This is a genomic window from Shewanella aquimarina (assembly GCF_023349185.1).
Classification (GTDB): domain Bacteria; phylum Pseudomonadota; class Gammaproteobacteria; order Enterobacterales; family Shewanellaceae; genus Shewanella; species Shewanella aquimarina.
Genome location: NZ_JAKIKY010000002.1, coordinates 141,608 through 165,174, shown reverse-complemented (window position 1 = coordinate 165,174; position 23,567 = coordinate 141,608). Strand labels below are relative to the sequence as shown.

General features: G+C 53.7%; 23 protein-coding genes. All 23 read left to right on the top strand.

The window, feature by feature from the left end:
• Nucleotides 1-20: 20 nt before the first annotated feature.
• The 23 genes from norR (at nt 21) to L2731_RS02750 (ending at nt 23,523) form a co-directional block, all read left to right on the top strand.
• Entirely contained in the window at nt 21-1,556 is a 1,536-nt protein-coding gene (norR, locus tag L2731_RS02860) for a nitric oxide reductase transcriptional regulator NorR (RefSeq protein ID WP_249251747.1), read from the top strand.
• Between the two features lie 24 nt (nt 1,557-1,580).
• Entirely contained in the window at nt 1,581-3,008 is a 1,428-nt protein-coding gene (locus L2731_RS02855) for a M16 family metallopeptidase (RefSeq protein WP_249251746.1), read from the top strand.
• Nucleotides 3,005-4,447: a M16 family metallopeptidase gene (locus L2731_RS02850; RefSeq protein WP_249251745.1), complete on the top strand. Its 1,443-nt coding sequence runs from the start codon at nt 3,005-3,007 to the stop codon at nt 4,445-4,447. Before L2731_RS02855 ends, L2731_RS02850 begins: the two co-directional genes overlap by 4 nt.
• 263 nt (nt 4,448-4,710) lie before the next feature.
• Entirely contained in the window at nt 4,711-5,331 is a 621-nt protein-coding gene (locus L2731_RS02845; RefSeq protein ID WP_249251743.1) for a helix-turn-helix transcriptional regulator, read from the top strand.
• Between the two features lie 123 nt (nt 5,332-5,454).
• The gene (locus L2731_RS02840) at nt 5,455-5,727 is read left to right on the top strand and encodes a Flp family type IVb pilin (RefSeq protein ID WP_041508442.1); all 273 of its coding nucleotides are present in this window, start codon (nt 5,455-5,457) and stop codon (nt 5,725-5,727) included.
• Between the two features lie 61 nt (nt 5,728-5,788).
• Nucleotides 5,789-6,097: a Flp family type IVb pilin gene (locus tag L2731_RS02835; RefSeq protein WP_249251742.1), complete on the top strand. Its 309-nt coding sequence runs from the start codon at nt 5,789-5,791 to the stop codon at nt 6,095-6,097.
• A gap of 79 nt (nt 6,098-6,176) precedes the next feature.
• Nucleotides 6,177-7,535: a hypothetical protein gene (locus tag L2731_RS02830; protein ID WP_249251741.1), complete on the top strand. Its 1,359-nt coding sequence runs from the start codon at nt 6,177-6,179 to the stop codon at nt 7,533-7,535.
• Nucleotides 7,535-8,395, top strand: a complete 861-nt coding sequence (locus L2731_RS02825; RefSeq protein WP_249251740.1) for a type II secretion system protein — start codon at nt 7,535-7,537, stop codon at nt 8,393-8,395. Before L2731_RS02830 ends, L2731_RS02825 begins: the two co-directional genes overlap by 1 nt.
• Before the next feature lie 4 nt (nt 8,396-8,399).
• A complete protein-coding gene (locus L2731_RS02820; RefSeq protein ID WP_249251739.1) occupies nt 8,400-9,071 on the top strand; it encodes a hypothetical protein in 672 nt (223 codons plus the stop codon).
• Between the two features lie 7 nt (nt 9,072-9,078).
• Nucleotides 9,079-9,270 (top strand): hypothetical protein, encoded by a 192-nt coding sequence (locus tag L2731_RS02815; RefSeq protein ID WP_249251737.1) that lies wholly within the window; start codon nt 9,079-9,081, stop codon nt 9,268-9,270.
• A gap of 14 nt (nt 9,271-9,284) precedes the next feature.
• Nucleotides 9,285-10,181 carry a Flp pilus assembly protein CpaB gene (gene cpaB, locus L2731_RS02810; protein WP_041508438.1) on the top strand — a complete coding sequence of 299 codons (897 nt, stop codon included), beginning with the start codon at nt 9,285-9,287 and terminating at the stop codon, nt 10,179-10,181.
• A complete protein-coding gene (locus L2731_RS02805; RefSeq protein ID WP_249251736.1) occupies nt 10,178-11,488 on the top strand; it encodes a type II and III secretion system protein family protein in 1,311 nt (436 codons plus the stop codon). Before cpaB ends, L2731_RS02805 begins: the two co-directional genes overlap by 4 nt.
• 9 nt (nt 11,489-11,497) lie before the next feature.
• Nucleotides 11,498-13,207: a TadA family conjugal transfer-associated ATPase gene (locus L2731_RS02800; protein WP_249251735.1), complete on the top strand. Its 1,710-nt coding sequence runs from the start codon at nt 11,498-11,500 to the stop codon at nt 13,205-13,207.
• The gene (locus L2731_RS02795) at nt 13,200-14,051 is read left to right on the top strand and encodes a type II secretion system F family protein (RefSeq protein ID WP_041508435.1); all 852 of its coding nucleotides are present in this window, start codon (nt 13,200-13,202) and stop codon (nt 14,049-14,051) included. The genes L2731_RS02800 and L2731_RS02795 overlap by 8 nt, the downstream gene beginning before the upstream one ends.
• Before the next feature lie 8 nt (nt 14,052-14,059).
• Entirely contained in the window at nt 14,060-14,923 is an 864-nt protein-coding gene (locus L2731_RS02790; protein WP_041508434.1) for a type II secretion system F family protein, read from the top strand.
• Between the two features lies 1 nt (nt 14,924).
• Entirely contained in the window at nt 14,925-15,269 is a 345-nt protein-coding gene (locus L2731_RS02785) for a DUF192 domain-containing protein (RefSeq protein WP_041508433.1), read from the top strand.
• A complete protein-coding gene (locus L2731_RS02780; RefSeq protein ID WP_249251734.1) occupies nt 15,257-15,739 on the top strand; it encodes a tetratricopeptide repeat protein in 483 nt (160 codons plus the stop codon). Before L2731_RS02785 ends, L2731_RS02780 begins: the two co-directional genes overlap by 13 nt.
• A gap of 32 nt (nt 15,740-15,771) precedes the next feature.
• Nucleotides 15,772-16,419: a pilus assembly protein gene (locus tag L2731_RS02775; protein WP_239852537.1), complete on the top strand. Its 648-nt coding sequence runs from the start codon at nt 15,772-15,774 to the stop codon at nt 16,417-16,419.
• A 78-nt stretch (nt 16,420-16,497) separates the two neighbouring features.
• Complete coding sequence (locus L2731_RS02770) at nt 16,498-20,703, top strand: IPT/TIG domain-containing protein (protein ID WP_249251733.1); 4,206 nt, start codon at nt 16,498-16,500, stop codon at nt 20,701-20,703.
• 186 nt (nt 20,704-20,889) lie between these two features.
• Entirely contained in the window at nt 20,890-21,567 is a 678-nt protein-coding gene (locus L2731_RS02765; protein WP_249251732.1) for a hypothetical protein, read from the top strand.
• 29 nt (nt 21,568-21,596) lie between these two features.
• Nucleotides 21,597-22,055: a hypothetical protein gene (locus L2731_RS02760; RefSeq protein ID WP_249251731.1), complete on the top strand. Its 459-nt coding sequence runs from the start codon at nt 21,597-21,599 to the stop codon at nt 22,053-22,055.
• Nucleotides 22,056-22,191: 136 nt separating this feature from the next.
• A complete protein-coding gene (locus tag L2731_RS02755) occupies nt 22,192-22,887 on the top strand; it encodes a hypothetical protein (protein WP_249251729.1) in 696 nt (231 codons plus the stop codon).
• Nucleotides 22,888-23,121: 234 nt separating this feature from the next.
• Entirely contained in the window at nt 23,122-23,523 is a 402-nt protein-coding gene (locus L2731_RS02750; RefSeq protein ID WP_041508426.1) for a hypothetical protein, read from the top strand.
• Nucleotides 23,524-23,567: the final 44 nt, after the last annotated feature.

Below are 23,567 nucleotides of genomic sequence, written 5' to 3'. Positions count from 1 at the left end.
TACTACATTTCGGAGACCCCATGGCACTAAGTCAAACCCAACTGACGCGGATGGCGTTAGATATCACCTCGGGATTGTCCAATCATGACAGGTTCTCGCGCCTGCTCGACACCATCAGGGAAAGTATGCAGTGCGACGCCGCGGCGCTGCTGGAATTTAAGGGTCAGCAGTTTACCCCATTAGCCATCAACGGCCTGAGCCCAGATGTACTTGGGCGCCGTTTCGTCCTCCACGAGCACCCCAGACTGGAGGCGATCGCCCGTGCCGGTGACGTGGTGCGCTTTCCCGCCGACAGCGATCTACCCGATCCTTACGACGGCCTGATCCCCAATCAGGGCGATAACCTCACGGTACACGCCTGTATCGGCCTGCCGCTGCTGGCCGACGGCAGCCTGATCGGCGCAGTGACCATAGATGGCTTCGATCCGGATCAATTTAAGTCCTTCACCAATGAGCAGCTCAGAGGGATCAGCGCCATCGCCTCGGCCTCCCTCAACAACGCCCTGCTGATCGACAAGCTGGAGAAACAGGCGCTGCAGGCCCAGTGGGACAAGGACGACGGCACGACCCAGAATAAGGAAGGCACCAAGGAGATCATTGGTCAGTCCCAGGTGATGAACAACCTTAAGCAGGAGATCGCCGTGGTGGCACCGACGGATCTCAACGTCCTCATCATGGGCGAGACGGGCACGGGTAAAGAGTTGATCGCCCATGAGATCCATCAGGGGTCCATGCGCGCCAGCCAGCCCCTGGTCTACCTCAACTGCGCCGCCCTGCCAGAATCTGTGGCCGAGAGTGAGCTGTTTGGCCACGTCAAAGGGGCCTTTACCGGCGCCGTCAGCAACCGTAGCGGTAAGTTCGAGATGGCCGACAAGGGCTCGCTATTTCTCGATGAAATAGGCGAACTGCCGCTAACACTGCAGGCCAAGCTGCTCAGGGTATTACAGTATGGCGATCTGCAACGCGTCGGTGACGATCGCAGCCTCAAGGTAGACGTGCGCATCATTGCCGCCACCAATAAAAACCTCAAGAACGAGGTGTTAGCCGGACGTTTTCGTGCCGACCTCTACCACAGACTCAGCGTCTTCCCCTTAGTTGCCCCGCCGCTGAGAGAAAGGGAGCAGGACATCACCCTGCTGAGCGGCTTCTTCGTCGAGCGCTGCCGTCAGCAACTTGGACTGCAGACCTTGAGGCTCAGTCCAGCCAGTCTGGCGATGCTCGAGGGCTACCAATGGCCCGGCAACGTCAGGGAACTGGAGCACAGCATCTACCGTGCGGCCATTCTTGCAAGGGCTCAGTCGTCCGGCAGTAACGGCCTTATCAATCCCGAGCATTTCGAGTTCGCCAACTCGGCGCCGCGCAGCGTCCAGAGCAGCGGCAAAACCGTTGCGCCACAATTTAGTGGCAGCCTCAAGCAGGCGACCGAAGCCTTTCAGGCCGACTACATACGCCAATCCCTCACCCAGCACGATAACAACTGGGCTGCGACCGCCAGAGAGCTCGAGGTCGATTCGGGGAATTTACACCGTCTGGCAAAACGGATAGGGTTAAAGTAAGTCAATTTCAGAAAATACAATAAGATGCCAAGCCAGACACGCCGCTACTCCCTGCTCGTTGCTCTGCTGAGCCTACTAGGCTTTAACGCCATCGCCAGTGAACCCAGTCTGGAGGCGCTGGCGGCGCCTCTCTATCAATTGGAGCAGAAGCTTAGCCGGCATGAGCTCGATAACGGCCTACGCCTCTATCTGTTACCGCTACCCAATAAGCAGAGTGTCGCCATCTCCAGCCAATTTGCGGTCGGTTCGCGCAACGAGACCGAGGGCGAATCGGGTTACGCCCATCTGTTCGAACACATGCTGTTTAAGGGCAGCGAGAATGCCCCGGGCGACAGTTATGGCCAGACCATGAGTGCCCACAGCGGATACTTTAACGCCAGTACCTTCTTCGATGCCACCAACTACTATGTCAATCTTCCCAGCCAGGCGTTAGCGCTGGCGCTCTGGCTCGAATCGGATCGCTTCATCCGCCCCAGACTCAGCGAAGAGACGGTGCGCAATCAGCAACAAACCGTGCTCGAAGAGATGGCTACCACCATAGACAACCAGCCCTATATTCGCCCGGCCATGACCTTTCTGCTCAACCAGGTAAAGGACAGCCCCTATGGCCACGCGGTGATCGGCTCAGTTGACGATGTATCGGCGGCCACACCCGCCAGCCTGAGCCGTTTCCACCATGACTTCTACCGCCCAGATGCCATGCAGCTGGCTATCGTCGGCGACCTGCCGTCACAAACCTTGAGCTGGGTGGAGCAGTACTTCGGCAGCTGGCAGAAACCCAGTCGTCCGCTGGCGCACTTCTCCCCCCTGGCCGTCGAGCGACAGCCGGTGCGAGGCGAGATAGTCGATAGCCGCGGCCCCTGGCCGGGACTCTTGCTGGCCTGGCACACGGTCGGCACCTTAGATCCCGACGCGGCGGCGATGACACTGGTCGAGGATTACCTGCTGCAAAACCGCACCAGCATGCTGGAGAAACTGCATCTCAAGACGCCAGAAACCCTGCTGCACTACTCCGTTCCCCTGTCGATGCAACATCTCGGCGTCATGAACCTGGTTCTGGTCCCCAGAGCCAAGGTCTCCCTCGACGAACTCAGCCAGCGCATCACAGAGATGGTCGACCGGCTCGCTACTCAGGGGGTCACATCGACTGAACTTGAACGACTCAAGCGTCGCTGGCTGCTGGCCCAGCTGAGTAAACTCGACAACGACGTCAGCCTGGCTAACCTGCTCAGCGCCAGCCAACAGAGGGATAAGCTCAACCCCCTTACCGCCCCCTGGGAGCGAATTTCGGCCGTGACTCAGGAGGATATCAAGCGGGTCACCCAGCAATATCTCAGCCCGGGCTATGTTCGCCTGGATCTGCTTCCCCCCTGGTACATACGTTGGGGTAAGGCGATATTAGAGTGGCTCCCCGACGGCATGTCCGACTCATTGGAGGAGAAGGTACTATGAGACAGATAAGCCTACTCCTGATCCTCGGCTGCAGCCTCTTAAGCGGTGGCTGCCAGCAGACCCGGCTAAGCTTTACACAGGTAGAAGCCCCTAAGGTGCCGAGTTTCGACGCACCGACCAATGCCCCTGCACTGGCAAGTAGCGACTTTACACCTTTGGCGCGCCCCGAGGTTATCTCGCTGTCAAACAAGGTGAGCCTGCATAGACTCCCCGGCATGCCCTCGCAGTTGGTCGGCATACACCTGCTGGCCGTCAGCCCGGATGCGCCCTATGAAAACCTCGATATACTGCATACGGCCCTGCAGCAGCATAGCGTCAAGCTGGCCAATCACCACGACATGCCCTGTCTCGAAAGCCTGACCATACACCCCAGCATCCATGGCCTAAGGCTCAGCCTCAAATGCCCGGCATCTGAGCTAGTGCAGGCGGTGGACATCCTGGTGCAGAGTTGGTCACCCGAGGCCTATGGCGAGCTGGATCTGGCCAAACTCAGACGCCAGCTGGCCCTGGATAAACATATCAGGGCCTTTAACGGCAGCGAGGTAGAACAGGTCTGGGCCGACAAGATCTTAGGTAGCGCACATCCCTATAATAAGGCCTTGAATAACAGGGCGCTGCAACAGAGCCTGGATGCGCCTCAGCTGCTCGCCCTGCTCAGGCAGACCAAGGCCCAGAGCCGCTGGCATCTGCTGCTGGAGGGAAGTCCCGACATAAATGACAGCTTAAGGCAGAAGCTTGCCGCCAGCCTGAGTCAACTGGGCCAGCAAAAAGCGGATGAGACCAGCTTCGTCGATACTTTTAGCCCCTACGGCAAGCAGCTGTTTGTGATCGACGCCCCCGGTACTGTGCAGACTCAGGTACGGATCGGCTATCACCTGAGCCTCGAACAAGATGACCAGGCCGACTCGGCGTTTGCCTGTGAGGCCCTCAGTCGCTGGCTCGGCCGTAGCTTCTCGGGGCGTCTCTACTTCGATCTCAGGGAGCAAAGGGGCCTCACCTATGGTATCTATGGCCGCTGTTTCAACAATCCTATGGCAAGGATCCTCAAATACTTTGGCGCCACCCAACAGCAGCATACGGGCGCCTTCATTCGTGGCATCTTAGATCACCTGGCGCTGGCCGCCGATGCTCCGCCCTCGGCGGCCGAGCTCGCCGCACTGAAGACCTCTCAGTTCAGTCGACTCGCCCTGCGTCGGGATGATCCCGGCCAACGTATCGAGGACTACACTCAGACCATTGCACGTCAAGCAGGCGTCGACTCGCTATCCGATCGACTCTTGCGCTGGCAACAGATGACACCCGAATCGCTACAAGCCATGGCAAAGCAACACTTTGGCCAAGTACCTGTTATCGTCATCCGTGGAGACTTTGAACGCATCAGGCCTGATCTCGAGGAAAAGCTACCCGACTGGCAACTCAAGCTCACCTCGGTGGACTAATCTCACCGCAAAGATGGGGCGTAAAAATCACCCCCCATCGCTGTTCATTTTCCCTCGCCTAGCCACAATATCCTTTGGGGTTCCTGCCCAAAAGGATATAAACCCTAAGTCGTCGCCCCTTGATATTAATTCCTTCTTATATAGAATACGTAAAAATAAACGAGCGTTTAATAATTTAGTAATAATAAAGTCTTACGCTCAGACAAATAAACAAACCCTATTAGTAACAAAGTAGTACATTATAAATCTCATAAGGACGTGAAATGTATAATGGTGAAATATTTACCCTGAGTCAGTCGCCAAAAAATATTCAGCTGTTAAAGCATGTTTCTGGATTACTCAATTTAAAAGTTAATACCAGCGCAAACTCGCTCACGGCCTGGCACACCCCACAACAAATCCCCAAAATTCTATTTCATTTTCTTAAAGACGTTCACGGCGAGCTAGGTAAGATAGACTCGGGGCTCTTGTCGGCGGGCAAGCATATTGCCATCTGCGAAAGCCTCTCGATGGACGATGAATTAACACTAATAAAACATGGATTTAGCGGTGCAACCAAGGCGTGCAGCCCGGCGCACGCCATAGTGCAGATGCTCGACAATGTGCTGGAGGGTAACCTGTTTTTTAGCCTGAGCGCCCTGTCGCACTATATTCAGACCCAGCAGCAACCCGCTAAAGCCTCCGAGCGACATGCGCTGTTTCAGGGGATCACCAAGAAGGAAAAAGAGGTGCTCTCTTTTATTTGCAAGGGCCTAAGCAACTCGGAAGCCGCAAATAAAATGAACGTTTCAATCAATACCATCAAGATGCATTTACAAAACATTTACAAAAAAACCGATTGCAAGAGTCGAGGACAGCTTCTGGTTAAATATAACCAAATCTAATACGGAAAATAATAACAACGGGTAGGTTTGCCACGACAATATTATTCCTAGGGATAATTGAGACACTAGGGTATGACGATAAAATAGCCGAGTCTTAATTATATATTCTCAAGGAGAAAAGAGATGTTAAAGAAAAAGCAACGCGGTCAAGGCATGACCGAATATATCATCATTGTCGCACTGATCGCCGTATCTGCCATCGGGGTATACAGCTTCTTCGGCCAAACCATTCGTAACCAGGTTGCAGGCTTGTCGGCAGAGATGTCTGGACAGGATTCGGCAGCACAGATTACCAATGCAAAAGGTTCTGCTACCGACGCAAACAATGTGGCTAGCAAGGACTACAACCTAGGCAACTATAACGACGCTGCCAACAAGAGTGCTTCGGGTAACTAAGCCCTTTTCAATGCTAGCGGCCTCCAGCCGCTAGCATTGATGTCATTCATAAAAGGAATTTATGGTGAAGAGAACAAACATAAAAGGTCAGGGCATGACCGAATATATCATCATAGTCGCCTTAATCGCCGTCTCGGCAATTGGTGTCTACAGCTTCTTCGGACAGACGGTGCGCAACCAGGTCGCCGGTCTATCAGCCGAAATATCAGGACAAGACTCAGCCACTCAAATAGGGGCAGCCAAAGGCTCGGCATCGAGCGCCAATCAAGTCGCCGATAAAGATTACAACCTAGGTAATTACAACGACGGAGCCAATAAGGCCAGCGGCAGTACCGGCTCAGGCGGTGGCTCAGGTAGCAGCGTAGATTAACTCCTCCCTTTCCTCGAACACTAGCCAAGAGACTCCTATGCATCCGAATTCCATGCGCTCCAGACAGCGAGGACAGGCCATGGCATTGTCTTTAATGCTGATGTCGCTCGCACTCATGTCTGTGCTCTACAGTTTTAACACGGCCAAGGTCAACCTCAACGCGACCAAGCTGCAAAATACCGCCGACAACACGGCCTACAGCGTTGCCACCTTTGCCGCCAGAGACTTCAACTTCAAGGCCTATACCAACCGCGCCTCGGTCGCGAACCAGGTCGCCATCGCGCAGATGGTAGGGCTCTCCTCCTGGTTTAACATGACAGACAGATTCGCCCAGAATGCCTGTTACAGCCTCTGCTGGGTGCCTTATGTCGGCGCCGTGGTTCGCGGCATAGAACAGGCGGTGGGCACCATCAATCAGGTGGCACAACCCGTGTTTGAAGGGTTGATCTACGCCGAAGACGCCATCCTCTGGACCCTAAGCAGCTCACAACAGGTGATCCACTACGCGGGCATGGCCTCCAGCATCGAATCGGCTGGCAAGGTGGTCAAGGCCAACGATAGCGAAGCCAGGCTGGATCTGGCGCAAAACCCGCTACTGTTTCTCGATGTGAAAGATACCTGGATATCATTCCAAAAGCGCCATAGTCGCGGCTCCAACAGAAAGGAAACCCAGTTTAAAGATTTTATCGGGGTGACCCTGGCCTCCAGAGATCCTTTCAGCGCAAAACGAACCTACAAGCTGGGCGGCATCTGGTCGATGACCCTCTTTCCCATACGTTGGAAAACCCAAAAAACCGGTGGCAGCGATCTCATTAGCTACAAAAATGGTCAGGCGGAGTCTTGGACCTCGATGGACACCATCAGTTTTCACCTCTCTAAGTTTCGTTGTAGCTGGTCAGGATGCCGCTGGCGCGGATACAGGGAAACACCGCTGGGCTGGGGCTCAACCAGCTCAGATGATCGCGCCAATATCGCCCGGGTCGGCAATCGTCACTCATGGGGCAGTAGTCGCAGCATCAATCGCACCGCATCCCGATACGCAGGTTACGCCCAGGAAACCCGTGGCGACTACAATGGGGTACGACCCTTCTTTGGCCTCTCAAGCAGCGCCAACAAGAAGAGTCAGACAGATAATATCGCCGTGGTGGTCTCTAAGGAGCGTAACAAGGTCGGCACATCGAGCAGTACCAAGCTGGTGGGTGATGGCCTCAATCCGGCGAAAGACGAGGAGATGCTCGGCAATCGCATGACGGCACTGGCGACGGCACAGGCCTACTACTCTCGCCCCAGAGATCTGATGCAGATCACCTCCTCATGGGCCAGACGCGATGGTCGCCACGAGTATGGCAACCTCTACAATCCCTTCTGGCAGACCCGTCTCACCGACTCCACCAATGGCGAGCGCAGCAGCGTGCTAGCCCTGACGAGGATGCTCTAATGGCCAAGAAACAACGGGGCCAGGCATTGGTCGAAAGTGTGGTCGGACTCAGCCTGGTGATTATCCCCCTGCTGGTCGTCTTCCCGCTACTGTCAAAGGTCTCTTCAGCCCAGCACAGGGCGGATCAGGCCGCGCACTATAACGCCTGGGAGCGCACCGTCTGGAAAGAGGGACGACCGGACAGAATGCCCAGCCGCAGTGGCCTCTATGTGGCCATCCGCTCGGATGACCAGCAGATGCAATACCTGCCCTGGCGCTTCTACCAGCAAGATGGTCGCAAGATAGCGAGCCGCCATCAGGAAAAGTGGAGCTGGGACAACAGGGTCCACCCACTGCTCAAGTATCCTCTAAAGCGCGACGGCACAAACACTCTGCTGCTCAAGAACCTGCAGGAGTCGGCCAAGGATGAGCAGGAACTGGCAAGGTTAACCGGCAGCCAACAGGGCACAGGCACGCCCGGCACCTACGGCAAGACCGTCGAGCAGGCCGTGGGCATGCTCTCTTTCACCGGCTTTAAACTGCCCAGAGATCAGTTCTATCGCACCCAGATCAGGACAGATCTGGAAAACCTCAACATGAGCCCTTTTGACGAGCTGGATCTGAGTGTTCACGGCCAAAGTGCCCTGCTCGCCTCGGGATGGAACGCCGCCGGCCCCTACCATGTGAGGAACCGGGTTAGACGCTTGGTGCTGACCAACTATATGGACGTTGGCGTGATCCGCACCGCCCAGAACCTCATCGGCATCATCCCCTTCGGCAAAGAGATCAAGTCCAACTCGCTGAAGCTGGGTTTCGTCGAGCCCGATGTGCTCCCCGCTAATCGCCTATGTACCTATGGCACCAAGAACTGTGGAGGCTGATCCCATGAAATCCCTTTTCCCCCTTATCCTCGTCCTGTTCACCAGCCTCTCACACGCAAGCGACTGGCCAGAAATAGATTTTCCCGACACTGCCAAGGTAGAGATAGTCGCCGACGAGATGCGCTACAACGGCTACCCCATGAAGACCTGGGTGGTCAAAGACACCCAGACCCAGGCTCAGCTGGCAGCCTTCTTTACTAAGGCCTGGCAGAAGGAGAGCGAACGCTTCGATTCGCGCCCCTTTAACGGCGACCTGGTGATCAACAGCCTGCAGCCTCCCTACCTGCTGACCGCTCGTATCAGCCAGCAGTTTGATGGCGTCACCGCCTTTGTCGGCATCACTAAGAACATGGAAGAAAATGAGCTGACTAAGGTGAGACGCAACAGCTTCCCCCAGCCCAGCGGCGCGACCCTGCTGTCGGATATCGCCTCGACCGATCTCTACAAGCAGGGACGCACTATCGTACTGAGCAGCACTCGTAGCCTGGCCAGTAACTATCACTACTACCGCCGCCACTACCAGCAGCGAGGCTGGGTAGAAGAAACCGCCATACTCGATACCCAATCGGGTAAGGCCGCCCTGCAGATGAGCCAGGGAACCAATAGTGTCGACATCAGCTTCGACACCCGTAATTCGCAAGTTTACATAGTTGCCAATCAAGTGAAACAAGGATGATGAACCCATGCAGTTAAGCAACACCCGCTGTCGGGGCCAGGCCAGCGTCGAATACCTGGTGGTATGCGGCGCCTTAGTCGCCGCTCTGCTCACCCCCGTCAGCAATGATAACAATGTGCTGGATCTGTGCGCCGATGCCCTCACCGAGTGGTATACGGCGTTTGCCTATACGAAATCGCTCTCGATACTCCCCAACTAACTTCAGGTTTGACGATGAAATTAAAATCAATTGACTTCAATTGGGTGCTGCTAGTTATTGCCTTGATATTAGGTGGTATTTCGGCGTGGGCGACCAAGAATTACTTTATAGCCAAAGAGCAGGAACTCAGAGATGAGTTAACCAAGGACAACATCGCCATGGCCGACGTGATCGTCGCCACCCAGCAATTGCAAAAGGGCGACATCATCTCCCAGGCCAACATGTCGGTACGTCAGATCCGCGCCGATACTCTGCCGCTGGATGCCATACACCCCAGCCGCTTCGGCGAGGTCTCAGGTCAGATGTTGCTGCAACCCATGGCTCCGGGCCGCCCCTTGATTGAGACCTATCTGCCCGGCATGCGTGTGGCACAGTTCTCCGACATCCTCAAAGAGGGTCAACGCGCCGTCACCATAGATATCGACGAGCTTAACTCGAATGCCGGCATGCTGGTGCCCTCGGATCATGTCGACCTGCTGCTGGCCTTCAAAGAAGAGGGCCGCGATGGCGAGCGAAAAAGACTTCAGCTACTCCTGGAAGATGTCACCGTACTGGCTACCGGCAGACGCAGCATAGATGTCAATCCCGAGCTGGTCGACACCCTGTACGACAATCCTAACGCCTATAACACTGTGACCCTGGCGCTATCGGTCAACGACGCGGCCCGCGTCTCACTGGCAAAAGAGAAAGGCAAGTTCGTCACCCTGCTGAGAAACCAGAAAGAGTCGAGCGCGCTGGAGTTTATCTCTATGCATGAAGGCCAGCTGTTTAACCGCGAAGAGAAAAACCACGAGCTTGCCGTCGAGGTGATCACCGGCGGCAACGGCATCAAGACCAGTACCCAAACCTACCCGCTTCCCAAAGAGATGCTAGAGCAACTCAGTCAACTGAAAGATAAAGCCGTACTATGAAAACATTGAAAATTGTCGCATTTTTTTGGATATGCCTGCTGCTGCCCGCCTCGAGCATGGCGCACAACAACCGCCCGATGAAGCTCTATGTCGGCGCCGTAGAACTCTACAAAGCGGCCAATGTCGAGCGCATCGTCGTGGGTAACGGCAAGGTGCTCAGCGCCAAGGTCGTCGACAACAAGGGGGTCTTGCTGATTGGCGAAGCCCCGGGCAATACCGACCTGCAGCTGTGGCAGAAAGATGGCAAGCTGATCAAGCTCAGCCTCACCGTCACCCCAGACAACAGCCTTGCCACCACCGCCATGGTCAAGAAGATGCTGAGCGCCTTCCCGTCGCTCACCGTATCGGAAAGCGATGGCCTGATCATAGTTCAGGGCGAGGCCGACCTGGCCCAGAAGGAGCAGCTGGAGAAGATCCTCGAAGGTGGCCCTAACATCGTCTCTCTGGTGAAATACCTCAAGTTTGCCAAGACCATGTCTCCCATGGTGAAGATGCAGGTCAAGATCGTCGAGTTTAACAAGTCGACCCTCAACAACGTCGGCATCAAATGGGAGACCTCCATGGCCGGTCCGGCCTATGGCGTGGCCAAGGGTTTCACCGCCAATCCTATCTTCAACGTCGCCTCCCCCGGGCAATATACCGAAGCCATCACAGAAGCCATAACCAGCAACATTGGTGTGCTGGATACCCGTGGCTGGAGCTCGCTGGGTATAGTCTCGGGCATCGGCAGCCAGATCCAGTTGCTGTCAGAAAAGGGCGACGCCCGCCTGCTGGCGCAGCCCAATCTGACCACCCGCAGCGGCGAGTCGGCCAGCTTCCTGGCCGGTGGCGAGTTCCCCATACGTAGCGTCAGCGGCCTGGGCGCCGTGGATGTCGAATACAAAGAATACGGTATCAAGCTGGATATCGAGCCAGTGGTAGATGATCAACAAAACATCGTCAGCCGGGTGATGGCCGAGGTCAGCTCCATCGACCCTTCGGTGGCCGTCGATGGCGTGCCTGGCATGCTAACCCGCCGCACCGAGTCGGTTATCAACGTAAAAAACAACGAAACCATAGTGATCTCAGGCCTGGTCAACAGCGAGATGTCTAAGATAGTCAACAAGTTCCCTCTGCTGGGCGATATCCCCATTCTGGGTGAGCTCTTTAAGTCGCGCGACTTTAAAGACGACAAGACAGAACTGGTTATCTTCGTCACGCCCGTGGTGGTCTATCCGGGGCAGCAAGAGCATGACACTCAGCTCAATCGTGGCCTGGAGATGGCAGAAGAAGCCACCAAGCTCGAAGCTTTCTACATCTTGGACTAGGAGCAGCGCATGTTTAATATCTTAGTCAGCACCACTAAGGGCACCAAGGTCGGCGAGTTTCAGTGTATCCATCGCGAATGTCGCGTGGGCAAAGATCCCGACCAGCTCATCGTCCTTCGAGGCTTTAAGATCTCCAAGCATCACGCCACCTTACGGCAAAATGAGGATGGCATCTTCATCGTCGATAACAAGAGCCGTACCGGTGTACGCGTGAACGATGAGAAACATCAGGAGTTCGGCCCCCTCAGTCTCAACGACAAGATCCAGGTGGGTGATTACCAGCTCAGGGTACAGAGCAGCGATCCACAATTTCAGGCCAGCGTCCCCGCTGAGACGCCACCGCCAGCGGCGGCACAGGTGGCAACAGCCCCTGTAGCAAGCTCGCCCGTGGCAGCATCGGTCGAGGCAACACCTCAGATAGTGTCGGAGCAGAGCGCCCAGATTCAGAGACGCAACGAGTGGCGCCGCAAGGTGCATACCGAGCTACTCAAACAGATGGATCTGCGTAGGGTCAATGTGAACGAGATGAGCGATACCGAGCTGCGCGCACAAAGTGAGGTGCTGCTCAAGCAGATCATCGACAACTTTAAGCTACCCGAAGATATCGAGATCTCGGCAATCACCAAAGAGGTACTGGACGAAACCATAGGCCTTGGGCCGCTCGAGGGGCTGATTGCCGACCCGGATGTCACCGAGATCATGGTCAACAGCCATGATCAGATCTTCTATGAGAAGGCGGGTAACCTCTACCTGTCGGATATCGCCTTCTCTGACGATCAGGCGGTGCTGGGCGCCATCGAACGTATCGTGACCCCCATAGGCAGACGTATCGACGAGAGCTCGCCCATGGTGGATGCCCGCCTCAAGGATGGCTCCCGTGTCAATGCGGTGATCCCCCCGCTGGCACTCAAGGGCCCCTGCATCACCATACGTAAATTTATGCAGCGACGCCTGAGCTGTGACGATCTGGTGGCCTTCGGCTCCATGAGCCCGGCCATGGCAGAGTTCCTCGAAATCGCCGTGAAGCAGAAGCGCAACGTGGTCATCTCGGGGGGCACTGGCTCGGGTAAGACCACCCTGCTGAACGTGCTGTCTAACTTCATCCCAGATAACGAGCGTATCGTCACGGTGGAAGATGCCGCCGAGCTACAGCTCTATCAACCCAACCTGGTCTCCCTCGAGGCCCGTCCCCCCAATCAGGAGGGCAAGGGTGCCATCGAGATCCGCGATCTGGTCAAGAACTGTCTGCGGATGCGCCCCGATCGCGTGGTGATTGGTGAGTGTCGTGGCGGTGAGGCGCTGGACATGCTGCAGGCGATGAACACGGGTCACGACGGCTCGCTCACCACGGCACACTCCAACTCCCCCAGAGACTGTATCTCACGTCTGGAGGTGATGGTGATGATGGCCGGCATGGATCTGCCAGTAACGGCGATTCGCGAACAGATCACCTCGGCGGTCAACATCATAGTGCAGCAGTCGCGCTTCTGTGACGGCTCGCGCCGGGTCACCAGTATCTGTGAGGTGACAGGCATCGAGGGCTCCGTAGTGCAGCTCTCGGAGATCTTCAAGTTCCAGCAAACCGGCTTCGACGAGCAGGGTAAGGTACAGGGCTACTACACGGCTACCGGTACCCTGCCCGAATTCTATGAACAGCTGCGCAAGCAAGGAATCGCCGTGCGTCTGGATATCTTCGACAAGGATAGCCGCTATGAGTAGTCCGTTAATCGCCGCGCTGCTGGCGTTTGCCTCGGTCACCATGCTGGTATGGGCGCTAAAGCACCTGTCGACACGATTCGCCAAGCGCTATCAGGAAACCTTTACCAGTTCGGCCCGCACCAACCTGTTCGATATGTTCCTGTTTATCGAGCCCAGGCAGCTGTTTGTCATCAACATGCTGACCCTGTTGGCGGTGCCTTTCGTGGTGCGGCTCTTCTTCGGCTCTTGGGTGCTGGGGATCTTGGTGAGTATCGTGCTGGCCCTGCTGCCGCGCTTTGCCTACCAGTTCCTGCATAAGCGCCGTCGCCGTAAGTTTGTCCACCAGCTGCCCGACGCGCTCAACATGGTCGCCTCCTCGATGCAGTCAGGGGCCAACGTCAGCAACGCCATCGAGTTTATGGCCGAGGAGATGGAGGCGCCGATCAAGCAGGAGTTTCAGCTATTCCTGCGTGAGCAGCGCCTGGGGGTGGAGTTCAACACCGCGCTAGACAACATGTTTAAACGCATCCCGGAAGAGGAGTTTCAGCTGGTAACCGCCGGCATGCAGATCTCTCGCGAGGTCGGGGGCAACCTGGCCGAGGTGCTGCTGCGACTCTCTGCCACCCTGCGTAAGAAGATAGAGATGGAAGGCAAGATCGATGCGTTGACCTCTCAGGGCAAGATGCAAGGGATAGTGATGACACTGCTGCCGGTGTTTATCGGCGTGGTGCTCTACCACATGGAGCCTTCCGCCATGGGCCGCATTTTCACAGAGCCCATGGGCTGGGCCCTGATCGCCCTGGTCATCATCATGCTCTCCAGTGGTTACCTGTCGATCCGTAAGATCGTCGCGATAGACGTATAGGAAAAATCATGGTCAATCTTATTGTCGCCTGCTTCGTGGTCTCCCTGGTTTTCCTGACCATCAGCTGCGCCCGTATCTACCTCAGGGTCCCTAAGGAAAACCGTGAGTTTATGGATCCCCTGTCGCCGGGTCTTAAGCTTATCTGGCCCTTGGTGCGCCTGCTGGCCTTCTATGTTAGTGAAAACCTGAGCGTCGACTATCTGGAGCGGGTCTCCAAGAAACTCCAGGTCTCGGGCCTGTCTTACATCATGACCGCGGAGCAATACTTTGCCATCCGTATCCTAAGCACCCTGTTTAGCCTAGGGCTGACGCTTATCTGTAGTGCCATGCTAGACACCTATGTGCCTCAGTACCTGCTGCTGGCCGCCGTGCTGGGTTACTTTCTGCCTGTGATGACCCTTAACGATCTGCGGAAGAAACGCCAGGGATTGATCGTCAAGAGCCTGCCCGTGTACCTGGATTACCTCACCATGTCCATCGAGGCGGGCCTGAACATGACGGGGGCACTCAGCCAGGCGGTCGAGCGTGGCCCCGCCGGCCCGCTGCGTATCGAATTTGAGAAGGTGATCCGCGACATGCGCGCCGGTATGTCACGTGCCCAGGCGTTTCGTAACATGGCGGATCGTGTGCAGGTGACCGAGGTCAACAGCCTGGTCAGCGCCCTGGCGCAGGCGGAAAGAACCGGCGCCAGCCTGGGGCAGACGCTGAGGATCCAGTCGGATCAACGCCGAATCGAGCGTTTTCAACGCGCCGAGAAGAAGGCGTTGGAGGCGCCGGTCAAGTTGGTCTTCCCGCTGATCGTCTTCATCTTTCCCGTGACCTTTATGATCTTGGCCTTCCCGATTGCCATGAAGTTTATGTACGAGCTCTAACATGAAGAAAACCAAACTAAAAATTCCCAGCGGTCAGGCGATCAGCGAAGTGTTCGTGGCCGATACCCCCTGGCTCAGACTCAGGGGGCTCCTGGGTCGCAGGCCACTGTCGAATGAGCAGGGCATGCTGATCGCTCCCTGCAGTTCGGTACACACCATAGGCATGGGCTATTCGCTGGATATCGTCTACCTCAATAAACACAACAAGGTGCTCAAAGTCACCCGAGACCTCAAGCCCTGGCGCAGCAGCGCCTGTCGCGGCGCCACCCAGGTGCTGGAACTGGCGGCAGGCAACTCTACCCACAAACAGATAAAACCCGGAGATATTTTGACATGGGCAAACTAATACGCCTCTCGCTAATCGTAGCCATCACGGCATTGCTCGGCGCCTGCTCATCGACGCCTAAGAAGCCGGAGCACAAGGGTAACGAGCAGATCATGGCGATTCAGTCTCAGGCGGAGCACGCCTACAAGCTGGCCATGCTGGATCAGGCAGAGAGCCTCTACCTGGAGGTGCTAAAGAGCGTGCCTAACTATGCGCCCGCCTGGTTTCGCCTGGGCAACATCTATACCCGCACCAACCGTCATGAGGCCGCCATCGCCGCCTATCGACGCTGCATCGAGTTAGAGCCGAATAACCAGAAGGCCTGGTACAACATGGGACTGGTACGTATCAAGCAGTCGACCAATGTACTCAACACCGCCAGCAGCCAGGGCGATGCCGACTCAGCCGTGGGCCGTCAGATCAGGGCGCTACTCGACGCCCTTAACCAGCTGCAGAGCCAGCCACAGAACACGGCGCAGGCAGGCCTATGATAAAGGCACGCTCAAAGCAGCGAGGTCAGAGCATGTTTGAATTCAGCCTCGCCCTGCCCTTTCTCATGCCCATCATACTGGTGGCCATGATGCTGATTGTGCAGTGGGCCTTTATCTATACCAGCAAGAGCACCCTGGATGCGGCCACGGTTTCCGCCGTCCGAGCCGGTACGCTACACCATGGCAGTATCGATGAGATCCGCAAAGGGCTGGCCCAGGGGATGATGCCGTTGTTTGCCCATGGCACAGGCATGACCGACACGGTTCAGGCCTATGCCAAGGCAAGAATCGCCACCTTAGTACAAAGTCAGATAAGAATACTCAGCCCAGACAGGGAAACCTTCGACCAGTTCAAGGTACGCAGTCAGTATGACACTGGCTATCGCTACGAGATCCCCAACAACAACCTGATGTTTCGTAATCCAGCTCCTAAGAATGTCGGCAATAACCGACAGCTGAATGTGCAGGACGCCAACCTACTGCAGATCGAGGTGCGCTGGTGCCAAAAGCTGATCGTGCCCTTTGCCAATTACCTCATCAAGGAGATAGTCACCTCGCCGTTTTACAACCCGAGTCAGGACCAACTTGCCTGCAACCTATTGGGGCTGGCAACCGGAGATACCTATCTGGCGCTCACGGCACAGGGGCTGATGCGCATGCAGACCCCGTTTCGAATGTAAGCCCGACGAAATACTTAAACCGAATATTCAATACCAAACAGACAATCTGGACCTTGTAAAATCATAGGGATATATAAGATGAAATACACGTCTCGCCTGACCAAGCAACATTGGCTGGCACTCATGCTGACCTCAACCCTGGCAATAACGGGTTGTAACGGCGAACTCGAAGAGGGAGAAGGCCCAAACGCTGAGATACCTACAGATCCTGTCGATCCCGTCGACCCCACAGAACCAACGGATCCCACAGATCCAACCGAGCCTCCTCAGGTAGGCACCTGGGAAAACAAAGATGAAGATGGCGACGGCGTGGTGGATGAATTGGATGATTATCCGTTTGATGCCAGCAAGCATGCTTATCCTCTGTTTGTAGAACAAGAGCCAAATGACAATCCTGCGGTAGCCACCCCAATCGAAATCGATCTCGGCGTCAGGGTACAAGGTGTCATTGACTCAGAGTTTGATAAAGGCGACCTGTTTAAATTCCATGTCGATGAGCCACAATCTTACACAGCCTATTTCACTTCACCTTCGGCAAGGTTTAAACCTCAGGTTTATGTTTCAGATGCCAATGGTTTGGTTATTAATGACATTCAACTATATCGATACACTCGAGCAAATACCTATGTAGTGAACTTTCCCGTCTATACACCAGGTACTTATCAGCTCAGTATCATAGATGAGAACTATGCTGGCGGTAGCGACCTCACCTATCAAGTGACTATGTTTAACGATCAGGATATCGACGGATTCGACGATACGAAAGAGCCCGCCTTAGGCGCAGATATCAATGAAAATGATCAAGATAAAGACAAAATCATTGACGGTATCGAATTCAGTATGGCCTTGGAGAGTCTAGGACTAGATACAGACAGGGACGGCATTCCCAATTGGTTAGATACCGACTCAGACGGCGATAGTTTCAACGATTCCATCGAAGGCATGGAAGATTTGGACAACGACGGCGCCCCTAACTTCCTTGAGCGCGATGCCGACGGTAACGGTATTGATGATCAACTAGAAAGCGGCAACAGCAATGATCCCACTAACACGGATAACGATAAATTCATTGATCACTTAGATAACGATGACGACAACGACGATATCTTCGACAAGAATGACGCTCAACGTTTAATCCCGGCCAATATTGTCTCCTGGACCAAGCCAGGCGATCTCTTTATCGAATCTCTGCACACCCTCTTCCAGCAGAATAAGATCAAAAATTATCTCAGAGCCGGGGATGAATTCGAACTCACCGTCGAAGGAGTATCTAGTGCGTCTGAAAACACCCTGTTAGTGGTGAACATAAATGGCAGAATTTACAACCTATTTCCAAAGCAAGTCGAACACGCATCGCAAAGAAGTCACCTAAGGTTTTTACTTCCCCAGGATATGGGGAAAGGCGCGCTCTCGATTGTTATCGGCACAAATAAATCAGACCCATTTCCAATTGAAATTGGCGACGCTGAACTGCCACTACTCATGAGTTCTAACCCTAGAAGCCTCAAACCAGGCCAACAGATAACACTTAGTGGTGACAACTTTGATGAAGACACCAGCGTTTTCTTCAACAACCAACCTGTCAATGCACAGTTCGTCGATGAAAACACTGTTAGAACCACAGTGCCAGAGACGCTAAGCGGTGGCAGCTACTCAGTCAGCAATGCTCACGGGCAGAGTAACCCCATCACCTTCATCATCACACAAGAGATAGCCGTTAACGTCCTCGAACCTTCAGCCAAACCTTTGGCTGCTATAGGGGGGATCTATCCCGAGATGGCCCAGACGCTTAATGGTAATAGCTTCGAACTGGAGAAAATGGGGAGTGAGGCGGAAGTCATCTTCTCTTATACCCAGGGTGCCGACGGCCAACTCGAAGCCTACCTGAGTACAGTCTATTCCATGAACCAAGACAGTATCTCATTGAGCTTCGAATCGACAGCCTTGGCAAGCTTGGTACTTCATATGAACTATTACTATGAGGCAAAAGGTGTCGGCACAGAGAAGTTCATGCAAATAGTGCAGACAACACAGGCATACCAAGCTTACCTTGCAGAGGCCAAAGCGGCACTAGCCAAAGATACGAGCTTCTTCGGCTATAAGGCGAGAAAAGCAGAGGCTTACGATCTACTCAACCGGTTTGAGTCCAAAATCAAGGAAGAGCTAAGCTCAAAGCGTTTGCTAAAATCCTCGTTGTCACCATCCAAGGCTAGGTTTACCCCTCTAGATGACGGTGCCGCGGGCTCGAGTACCAACCAGGCACTATCCGCTATTGACCCCAGCATAGTCTCCTATCCAGAGACTAATGGCACTTGGCAAGCCTTCGACATGTCGATGGCGGCCACAACCTTCGCCGAAAACAGTACAGAGATAATGAATAACTGTGGCGAAGGGGTCGATCCCAAGTGGTACCAAGTATTGAATGCCGATGGCTGCGTTGAAATAAGAAATCGCAGTCAGCTCTACCTAAGCGCCAGAATCTATCCTATCGATTCCAAAACAGGAGAGATAAAAACAGATCTAGCCTCTCTCAACAAACCGATTGCCGACCATATCACTACCCCTTGGGATTCAGGCATGATGGGGCCGCAATCTGGTACCTGGTTAGGCATTTCGCTCTGGTCGAGTGATTCCCTTATCGACAAGTGCGTCTATACAGATTGCCTATACCAGATCATCACACCTGGCGTTGATGGCATTTTCGGCCCCAGCCCATTCAGCTTCAGGGGACAAGAGGCCTACGATAAGCGAGCTCAAGATGCCCGTAAGATGTTGGCGATCAGGACCATCATAGATAATGTCGTCATTCGGTTTTACTCCATATTATTCGATGCGGCGGGCATAGACCTCAACGACAGCAAATACAAGAAACAGGCAACAGCCCTGGCAATCGTCAAGGCCGTTTATCAATACCTGCCAGCCATCAGCACAGAGATCGACAAACTAATGGCCAAGGATAAGCCAAGTTTTGACGACTGGCAGACCCTTGCGGCTAATCTAGGGAAGGAGTTATACAGCAAAGAGATCAAGGCGGTGATCTCAGATCCAACCAATCGTGCCTCCTACGGCCCAGTCACCATGGCACTTCTGACTGCATTAGAGGTTGACGAGAAATACTTCATCAACAAAATGCTGCAAAAGGTCGCCCAAAAATTTATTCCCGGCTGGGGGACTATTACCTCGGTATATGAAGCCAGTAAGCTTGCCGACTCTATGGTCGATATGGCCAAAACCATAGACGATCTGGTCGATGTGCCGACCAAGCTCGACTATATCGTTACCTGGGGACTAAAGGCCTCAGATATCACGCCAAGAGCCATTGAAAAGACCCAAGAAACTAAGCGATTTACCCTAGTCGGAAGTGGCATGGCCGTCGTTAAAGGGGTATTTGGTGATACCAAACCAGAAGTGAAAGTCTTCGATCTGGGCAAGGGTGAGAAGCAGCTCGACACCAGTTTCGTAAGCGTCAATAAACTGGGCACTGAACTGACCTTTGACCTTAATGACATAAGCCAAATCGAGAATGCTGTAGGCCCCTTAAAGGTTGAGGTTCACCACAGAGATGAGGTGGCCGAGGTACCTTATGAAATTCTAATCGGCACAGATCTCACGATCACTAACATAACGCCTAACAAGGCTTCTCCCGGCACAGAGTTAGAGATAAGTGGCATTGGTTTTAGTAAACAACCAATGGGCAATATCGTCACCTTTAGCGGTGCGAATGGGGAACGTATTAGAGCTGCGGTAAAGTCTGCCACCACAGATACCCTAGTGATTATCGTGCCAAATGGTGCGGTAACTGGATATATCACCGTGGAGGTCGCCAATATATTGAGTAATCAATACCCCTTCGTTGGACCAAGCCAGCTACTGATCACCTTTGGTGACAATGGTAACTTTAACGACGATGTGTTTAAATTATCGGTCAATAACAAGGTGATGTATGACAACAACCAACCTCAACGCAAGGTGGGCCCACTAAACGTCTCACTTGAGGAAGGTGAACATACTGTCCAGTTAACAGGTATTCGCGCCGACGACGGCATTGCCACCTACTACATTGAATTTGCTGGTGATGTTGTCAATGTCAGCGGTGATGCGTTAACGGGTAGAGACTTATGTCCAAATACACATAAGACCTATAAAGTCACCATCGCCAGCGGCGCTGACAGCTCAGGGCAATCGGCTTCGTTAAAAGCACAGATACAGCCATTGATATTGCAACCCGAGTACGCCGATATGGCAGCCGAGACACCAACAGAGTGTCCCAAGGCCAACCAATAAAGGACAAAATGGCCCCTAGGGGCCATTTTTTTATCAGGGATGAAATCATGTTAAAACCACTCGTGGTATTGATAACTTTGGCTAGCAGCTGCCGCGGCGCTCCGCAAGGCGACAGTCACGACATGATTTATTTACTCAAATAGCGGCATTCACAGGCTCACTTGGCATAAAAGGAACCCGATAAGCATGGAAAAGCTAGCTCTTGACGACACCCCCTGGTTCGGCACCACTGATTTCAAGGGAAAAAATCATCTAAGCCGAGATAGCGACATACACCTAAAATCATCCAGGCTACTCTATCCGCTCCCCTTGCCGTTAGAAATACTCTTTTTCATAGGCCCACTGGCATTGGCCATTCTGCCCTTTATCAATCCTAGCCTGATGCTTCCAGAGGCCTGGCTGATGCTAAATATCGGCGCCATCATAAGTTATCTGCTGCTCAAGAAACTGTTTATCAATAGCATTTATGGCCTGGCGAAAAACCATGTTTGCCAGATTAACGCTGAAAGGCTCTGTATTCCCGGCAGTCGCCTTATCGATACCAAAGCGGGCCCTGTGGAAATTCAGCGACGAGACATAAAACAAATAGGCGTGCGTTATTGGCCCAGCACGCGCGACCTGCGCACCACCTACGATGTCAGCGAACTCGTCATCACGGTGCAGTCGGGCCAATCAATCTGTTTGAAGAGCCTCTACTTCCCGATTAAGCCGCTACTCTACCTGCTGGTCTATTTCGACTACCCCATCGCAACGCAAAAACGTCGACACTCTTTAGCCATCGTCGCTCGTAGCCTGTTTGTCGCCTTTCCTATCGTTGCGCTTGTGGCGGTAACTGGCTTGCTGTTTAAAGAGTATTTTCTGTAAGCCCATCAATTTAACAAGGAACTAACCAGATGAACAAACCATGGACGGCATTAATATTTATGGGAACATTAGCAGGAACGCTAATATCAACCGATCTCCAGGCATCAACCGAGCAAAATTTCAGTCATGACCCCTTGGCTCAGCGCTGCATTAAGATGCTGGATATCTACGCCGCTGAGGACTTCGACGCCTATGTGGCCGAGTTTCCCGAGCCCTGGCTAGGCATCTTCGGTGAGAAAACCTTAAAGAAACAGCTCGCCGACCGCCATGGTAAATATGTTAAGGAGTACCAAGCTAAGCCTGACACCATAAAAATAAAGGCAATAACGCCTGCCAGCGTTGCCAAGATAGAGCAAGACAAGTTGGGGGCGCTAGAGGCCAAGGAGATCGACCTCTATATCGCCAGTGACAAAGGCAACAGTAGCTCGACAGCTTGCAAATACCTACGCATAGGTGACAGCTGGCATTTCCGCTCGTTACGGCTATAGCCTTGAATTAACACCTATTATCTGAAACATTCTCAGCGTATTCTTGGGCAACTTGATTGCCCTTTTTGATCTATTACGCGGCAATCTGAGCATTGATGCTCGACATAAATGGGAAGAAAAAGGACTTTCAAACGCGATGAACTCACTCGATCACCTGCTGGAAAATCTAAAATGGTTCGATACCGTCTTCTTGAGCCAATACCTTGGCCTCGACAAGCAGAGCGAAAAGAAGCTCCCGATCTCGTTTAACTTCTTTGCCCTGCCGCTTAAGAAAGAGTTCCTGCTCGCCACCAGCCTGCTCCCCTTCATCCTATTGGCACTGTTCATTCCTTCTGTCGACCCTAGGTTCGATTTTTTACGCTTCCCGATATTGACCATAATAGGCCTGCTGGTTTACGCCATTATCCGTAAACGCCAAGTCAAGGCGCACCTGGGGATAGAAACCGATAGTCAGGCAAATCAGCAGATCATCATAAGCCAATCTGGCATCACCTTGCCCCCCTTTCTCAGCAGCAACTCTGGGTCGTCGCAAAGCATAGGCCGAGAAGAGATAGCCCAGCTGCGGTTCGACTGGCACAGCTACCACAACAGCAATCAAAAAGAACGTAAGCGCGCCCATAGCCTCGTCATCAGGCTGAAACAGGGGAAAAGCTACCGTTTATCCAGCATGGCCTATCCCCTCAGAAGCCTGCTCTATCTGGCCATCTTCTTCGATTACCCTATCGTCATGCAGGAAACTAAGCCCCCCAAGGAGCGACTGGTTAGCCTTCTCCTCGCCCTGGGGGCGAGTGTCTTGCTACTGAACCTATGGATGATTTTCATCAGCCCTTAACTTGACGCTGAAAGCGCTTAGGCGATGCATAACGATGATTTTTTGCCGATTAAACCGCCAAAATACACCCGAAAGAATAATGTTTCCGGCCGATATTTTGCGATAGGATCGCTAGGAATAGACCTAAAGGCTTATTTTAAGTGATTGTGAATACAGCATATTGGGACGACTTTCGCTCAAATTAGCATGCAATCACACAGGACGAATTTTCCATTCATCTAAAGGACTAACTCGATGAAAATTGCTTCACTCTCAGCTCTATCCCTAGCCCTGTTGTTAACCGCCTGCGCCTCAGATCCCGGCCCACGCATGGCACTGGAGAAAACCGTCGAAGTCGATGGCACCATGCTTAAGTTTAACGGCAGCTACCACGACAAGAAGAACATCTTGATCCTCAGCGTCAACGGCGATCCTATCATGCAGGGTCGATTCGCTCCTTACACCCCAACCCAAAACCTTAAGGCTAACTACAAAGACTTTGCCGTACGAAGCCACTGCTACTTCGGCTCTGTACTGGGTAATCAGGGCGGTGCCTTCGGCGCCATCGCGGGCATAGTGCAATCTTCTAAGAGCAGCACAGCCGATAAGTGCGAGCTCTATGTCAACGAAAAGCTAGTAGACAACCTCTATTTCTAAAGCTGATCGCCCTGGCATAGGCAGGATTGTCTATGCCAAGGCGG